This window comes from Rhizobacter sp., from assembly GCA_021153565.1.
In the GTDB taxonomy this organism is placed as follows: Bacteria; Pseudomonadota; Gammaproteobacteria; order Burkholderiales; family Burkholderiaceae_C; genus Albitalea.
Genome location: JAJKJU010000342.1, coordinates 1 through 5,225 on the forward strand (window position 1 = coordinate 1; position 5,225 = coordinate 5,225).

General features: G+C 64.1%; 4 protein-coding genes. 3 read left to right on the top strand and 1 reads right to left on the bottom strand.

What is annotated here, in order from left to right; translation table 11 throughout:
- Nucleotides 1-96: 96 nt before the first annotated feature.
- Nucleotides 97-579 (bottom strand): Lrp/AsnC ligand binding domain-containing protein, encoded by a 483-nt coding sequence (locus AC30NL_RS21060; protein ID WP_489465936.1) that lies wholly within the window; start codon nt 577-579, stop codon nt 97-99.
- A 94-nt stretch (nt 580-673) separates the two neighbouring features.
- Here AC30NL_RS21060 and AC30NL_RS21065 point away from each other — a divergent pair, with 94 nt between their 5' ends.
- From AC30NL_RS21065 to AC30NL_RS21075, 3 genes are read left to right on the top strand one after another with little or no spacing between them, the layout of a single operon-like run.
- A complete protein-coding gene (locus tag AC30NL_RS21065; RefSeq protein ID WP_489465937.1) occupies nt 674-3,691 on the top strand; it encodes an L-glutamate gamma-semialdehyde dehydrogenase in 3,018 nt (1,005 codons plus the stop codon).
- Nucleotides 3,692-3,720: 29 nt separating this feature from the next.
- A complete protein-coding gene (proC, locus tag AC30NL_RS21070) occupies nt 3,721-4,533 on the top strand; it encodes a pyrroline-5-carboxylate reductase (protein WP_489465938.1) in 813 nt (270 codons plus the stop codon).
- Nucleotides 4,530-5,120 carry a chorismate--pyruvate lyase family protein gene (locus AC30NL_RS21075; RefSeq protein ID WP_489465939.1) on the top strand — a complete coding sequence of 197 codons (591 nt, stop codon included), beginning with the start codon at nt 4,530-4,532 and terminating at the stop codon, nt 5,118-5,120. The genes proC and AC30NL_RS21075 overlap by 4 nt, the downstream gene beginning before the upstream one ends.
- Nucleotides 5,121-5,225 lie beyond the last annotated feature (105 nt).

The window sequence follows — 5,225 nt, forward strand, 5'->3', positions numbered from 1 at the left end:
CTCCTCACTTGTGTGGCTCGCCACACGGCGCTCGGAGCGCCTTGCATCGCATCCCGCCCAGCGCCCCCAAAACGGGAACTTATTCCGGGCCAAATCCTAAATTGCCAGGGCGGTGACGTTCTTCACCTCTTCCATCACCGCATACGTCCGCGTCTCGCGCACGCCTGGCAAGGTCCAGATCACCGAGCCGATGAACTCCCGGTATGCGGTCATGTCGGCCACGCGCGTCTTCAAGAGGTAGTCGAAACCGCCCGCCACCAGATGGCATTCGAGGATCTCCGCGCGCACCTGCACTGCGGCCTTGAAGTTGTCCATCACGTCATGCACGGTGCGGTCCAGCAATATCTCGACGAACACAAGAAGACCGGCGCCGAGCTTGGCAGGATTGAGCTTCGCCTCATACCCGAGGATGAAGTTGTCGCGCGTCAGGCGCTTCACCCGCTCGAGCACGGCCGTGGGCGAAAGATGCACTTCCTCGGCGAGCTTGAGATTGGATATGCGCCCGTCCTTTTGCAGGACGCGCAGAATCTTCGCGTCGATCTTGTCGATGGTCGTGAGAGTTGATGCGTCGTGGGTCATGCTGAACTTTTAGGAAGTGGTGCAGACTTATTTGGAGAGAAATGCTAGAGGCAACCCGATAACCTAGCAAGTAATTCTAGCGAGGTCACCCATCATGTTCGCCGCCCCAGATCCAGCCGCACGCCTTCCCTATCCGTATCGCAACGAAAACCAGGTCCTTGGCGGACTGCTCGCGCGCCTGGAATCGGGGCTCGATTGGGGGCTGGCTGCAAGGCGTGCCGTGCCGTGGGTTCAGGCGGTTCGCGACAAGCCAGCGCCGTTCTGGGCGATGGAATCGCTGTTGCACGAGTATCCGATTTCGAGCGCCGAAGGGCTCGCCCTCATGCGTTTGGCCGAAGCGCTGCTGCGCGTGCCGGACGCGGAAACGGCCATCGCACTGACGGCCGACCAGCTCGGCAAGGCCCAGTTCGATACCAACAGCGGCGGCGCGCACAAGGTGCTCGCGAGCCTGTCGGCCAGCGCAATCTCCTTGTCCAAGAAATTTCTACCCGAGAACGAGGGGGAGGCGGGTCTCTTCAAGCGCCTGGGCGCACAGACCGTGGTTGCTGCAACGGTGCGGGCGATTCAACTTCTGGGCCGGCAGTTTGTATTGGGCCGATCAATCCGCGAGGCCATGGAAGAGGCTGCGTCGGCCCGCAAAGCGCATGCAGCGCTGCGCTTCAGCTACGACATGCTGGGTGAAGGCGCGCGCACCGAAGCCGACGCGCAGCGTTATTTCGACTCTTATGCCAACGCAATCCGCGCAATCGCGTCCGACAAGGTCGCGACGAGCCCAGAAGCTGCCGACGGCATATCCATCAAGCTCAGCGCGCTCTTCTCGCGCTATGAAGATGCGCAGCGCGATCGCGTCTTCGCCGAATTGCTGCCGCGGGTGTGGGGACTCATCGAGCTCGCCGCGCACGCCAACATCAATCTCACGATAGACGCCGAGGAAAGTGATCGGCTCGAGCTGTCACTGGACGTTCTGGACGCGCTGGCGGCGCGTATCGCGCGCGAGTTTCCGCAATGGCGAGGCTTCGGCCTCGCGGTGCAGGCCTATCAAACGCGGGCGCTGCAGGTCGTCGATGAAGTGGCCCGTATCGCGCGCGAACACCGACTGCGTTTCATGGTGAGGCTCGTCAAGGGGGCTTATTGGGACGGCGAGATCAAGCGGGCGCAAGAGCAAGGACTGGTCGGCTATCCGGTCTTCACGCACAAGCATCACACCGACATCTCCTATCTCGCCTGCGCCCGCGCGCTGATCGGTCATGCGGATGCAATCTACCCGCAATTCGCGACGCACAACGCCGGCACGATTGCCGCGATCTTGCAAATGGCGCAGTCGGGCGATGCGAAGTTCGAGATGCAGCGTCTGCATGGCATGGGCGAGGGCATATACCGCGAGGTGATGAAGGACGCGGGGATTCCCGTGCGCGTCTACGCGCCCGTGGGCGAGCATCGCGATTTGCTGGCCTACCTCGTGCGTCGCTTGCTGGAGAACGGGGCGAATTCGTCCTTCGTGCATCAACTGGCCGACGAAGCCGTCGATGTGAATGCGTTGCTGGCCTCTCCTTTGCACCCGGCGCCTGCGCCGGCCTTGCCGCCGCCCGAAGCCTTGTACGGTTTCGACGGCCAATCGGGACGTGCAAACTCGAAGGGCGTCGACCTCGCGTGTCTCGTTGAGCGCGAACCATTGAACAAGGCGCTTGCTGCCACGACCGTTGATGCCGTGAAGGAAGCGACCATCGCCGACGTGGACGCCGCCATGCAGCAACTGCACGCTGCCTTCCCCGACTGGAATGCCACGCCGCTCGTGCAACGCGCCGCCGCGCTTCGCCGTGCCGCAAATATGCTCGAAGCATGTATGCCCGAGTTCTGCGGACTGCTTGTGAAGGAGGCGCACAAGACCCTTGGCGATTGCGTCGCCGAAGTCCGTGAAGCAGTCGACTTTTGCCGCTACTACGCTGATCAGGCCGAGGTGCGACTCGCGCCGCAAACACTTCCTGGCCCTACCGGAGAAAGCAACGAACTGCACTTGCATGGCCGCGGCGTGTTTGTCTGCATCAGCCCGTGGAATTTCCCGCTCGCTATCTTCGCGGGGCAGGTCGCTGCTGCGCTGGTGGCGGGTAACACGGTGGCCGCCAAGCCAGCAGAACAGACACCCGCCGTTGCGCAGCGCATGGTGGCTCTGCTGCATGAAGCCGGCGTGCCGAAGAATGCGCTCACCCTGCTGCACGGACCGGGCGAAACCATCGGCGCAGCGCTGGTGGCCGATGCGCGCGCGGCGGGCGTGTGCTTCACCGGCTCGACCGCTGTCGCCAAGATCATCAACCGCACGCTGGCTGGGAAGGACGGCGCAATCGTGCCGCTGATTGCAGAGACCGGAGGGATCAACGCCATGATCGTGGACTCGACCGCGCTGCCCGAGCAGGTTGTCGACTCAGTCGTGCAAAGCGCCTTCCGCTCGGCTGGACAGCGTTGCTCGGCGTTGCGGCTCTTGTGTGTGCACGAAGGCGTGGCCGACAGCATGATCGAGATGATCCGTGGCGCACTCAAGGAGTTGAACGTCGGCGATCCCGCGCGGCTGTCCACCGACGTGGGCCCGCTCATCGATGCGCAAGCATTCGACGCCATCGGCGGACATGTGGCGCGGCTGCGCAAGGAAGCGATTCTCATCGGCGAGGCTTCGATACCGCGCGCAGGGGGGCCGAAGCATCTGATCGCGCCCATCGCCTTCGAGTTGTCGCGCATCGCCGACGTGAAGCAGGAGATCTTCGGTCCGGTGCTGCATGTCGTACGCTGGGGTGGCGACGTGGATGCCGTGATCGCGCAAATCAATGCGCTCGGCTACGGCCTCACGCTCGGCATCCAGACCCGCATCGACAGCCGCGCCCTTCGCTTGGCGCGCCTGGCGCGGATCGGCAACGTCTATGTCAACCGCAACATGATCGGCGCCGTGGTTGGGGTGCAGCCTTTCGGCGGCGAAGGCCTGAGCGGCACCGGCCCGAAGGCGGGCGGCCCGCACTACCTGTACCGCTTCTGCGCCGAGCAGACGGTGACGATCAACACGGCTGCGGCCGGCGGCAACGCTGCTTTGCTCGCTGGCCTTTCGCCCGCAGCCGCTGGCGAATAGGCCACGCCGGACCTTCGTAAACTCACGGCATGGACACCATTGCATTCATCGGCGGCGGCAACATGGCCGCAGCCATCATCGGCGGGCTGATTCGAAGCGGTCGCAATGCGCGATCGGTCATCGTCGTGGACCCCGGGGAGGCGCAACGCGAAAAGCTTCATGCTGATTTCGGCGTGCGTGCCTTCCCCGCGGCGGACGCCACGCTCGAAGAGGCAGCGCTGGTTGTCTGGGCGGTCAAGCCGCAGTACTTCCAGGCCGCCGCGTTGCCTTGCGCGCCGCACGTGGATCGCGCGCTTCACCTGAGCGTGATGGCGGGTATCCGAAGCGACGCCATCGCCTATGCGGCACGCACACAGCGCGTGGTACGTGCAATGCCGAACACACCCGCGCTCATCGGCGAGGGCATCTCGGGCCTGTATGCGCGTGAAGCCGTCAGTGACGACGAACGCCACACCATCGAGCGGGTACTTGCACCGACCGGCCAGGTGCTGTGGGTCGCGCGCGAAGAAGACCTGGATGCCGTGACGGCGCTTTCCGGCTCCGGCCCCGCCTATGTCTACTATTTTGTCGAGGCGATGGTGCAGGCCGCAACGGAGATGGGACTCACAGCAGCGCAAGGCAAGCAACTGGCGCTCGCGACCTTTGCCGGTGCGACGTCCCTGGCGGCCCAATCCGAGGAGCCGCCCGAAGTGCTGCGTGACCGTGTGACGTCAAAGGGCGGCACGACCTACGCCGCATTGGCTTCGCTCGAGTCCGACAGGGTCAAGGCATCCTTCGTGAAAGCGATGAGAGCGGCGCAGCAACGCGCCCGCGAACTCGGCGACGAATTCGGCCGCACTTGAAGTTCAAATCGAATTCCGCGCGCGCTTCGGTGCTGCGCCAGTGGTTGCGCGCGCCTGGCTCGCTGAGCCGGCGGCTCGTGACGCTGGGTGAGCGCTTCGAGGTACAAACCTTGTGGCAAGGGGCGGCACGAATACACCGCAATGAGATCGCGGCTCTGGGGCCACTCGCGCGCGGACGCCTGTGGGTGCGGGAAGTGATGTTGCGCGTCGACGGACAAGCCCTGATCTGGGCGCGCAGTGTGTCGCCATGCACCTCGCTCGCCGGTCCATGGCGAGCATTGCTTGGGTTGGGAAGCCGCCCGCTCGCCGATCTCTTGTTCAAACAGCCGAACGTTTCCCGCAGTCCACTGCGCGTCGAGCGCTTGCGCCACGGGGGGCCGATGCGCAGCCGGCTGGCACGGCAATGGGAGAAGGCCAATGGTGCTCCTCCCCAGCGCAGCATGGTGTGGGCGCGCAGTTCCGTGTTCAGCAAGCATGGCGCGCCGCTGCGGGTGATGGAGGTGTTTTCACCCCTGCTCGCGAGCGTCAAGCCTCAGAGGCTGAGAGTTTTTCGAGCGTGTCCGAGCAGCGCGTCAAAAGGCGCCTGATCTAGGTCTAGGCGCAAAGCGCAGCCATAGCCCGGGCTATGGCGAGCATTTGCAACGACGAGCAGGGGTCTTTTGGCGTGATGAGCGGGCATGATCGAAATACTC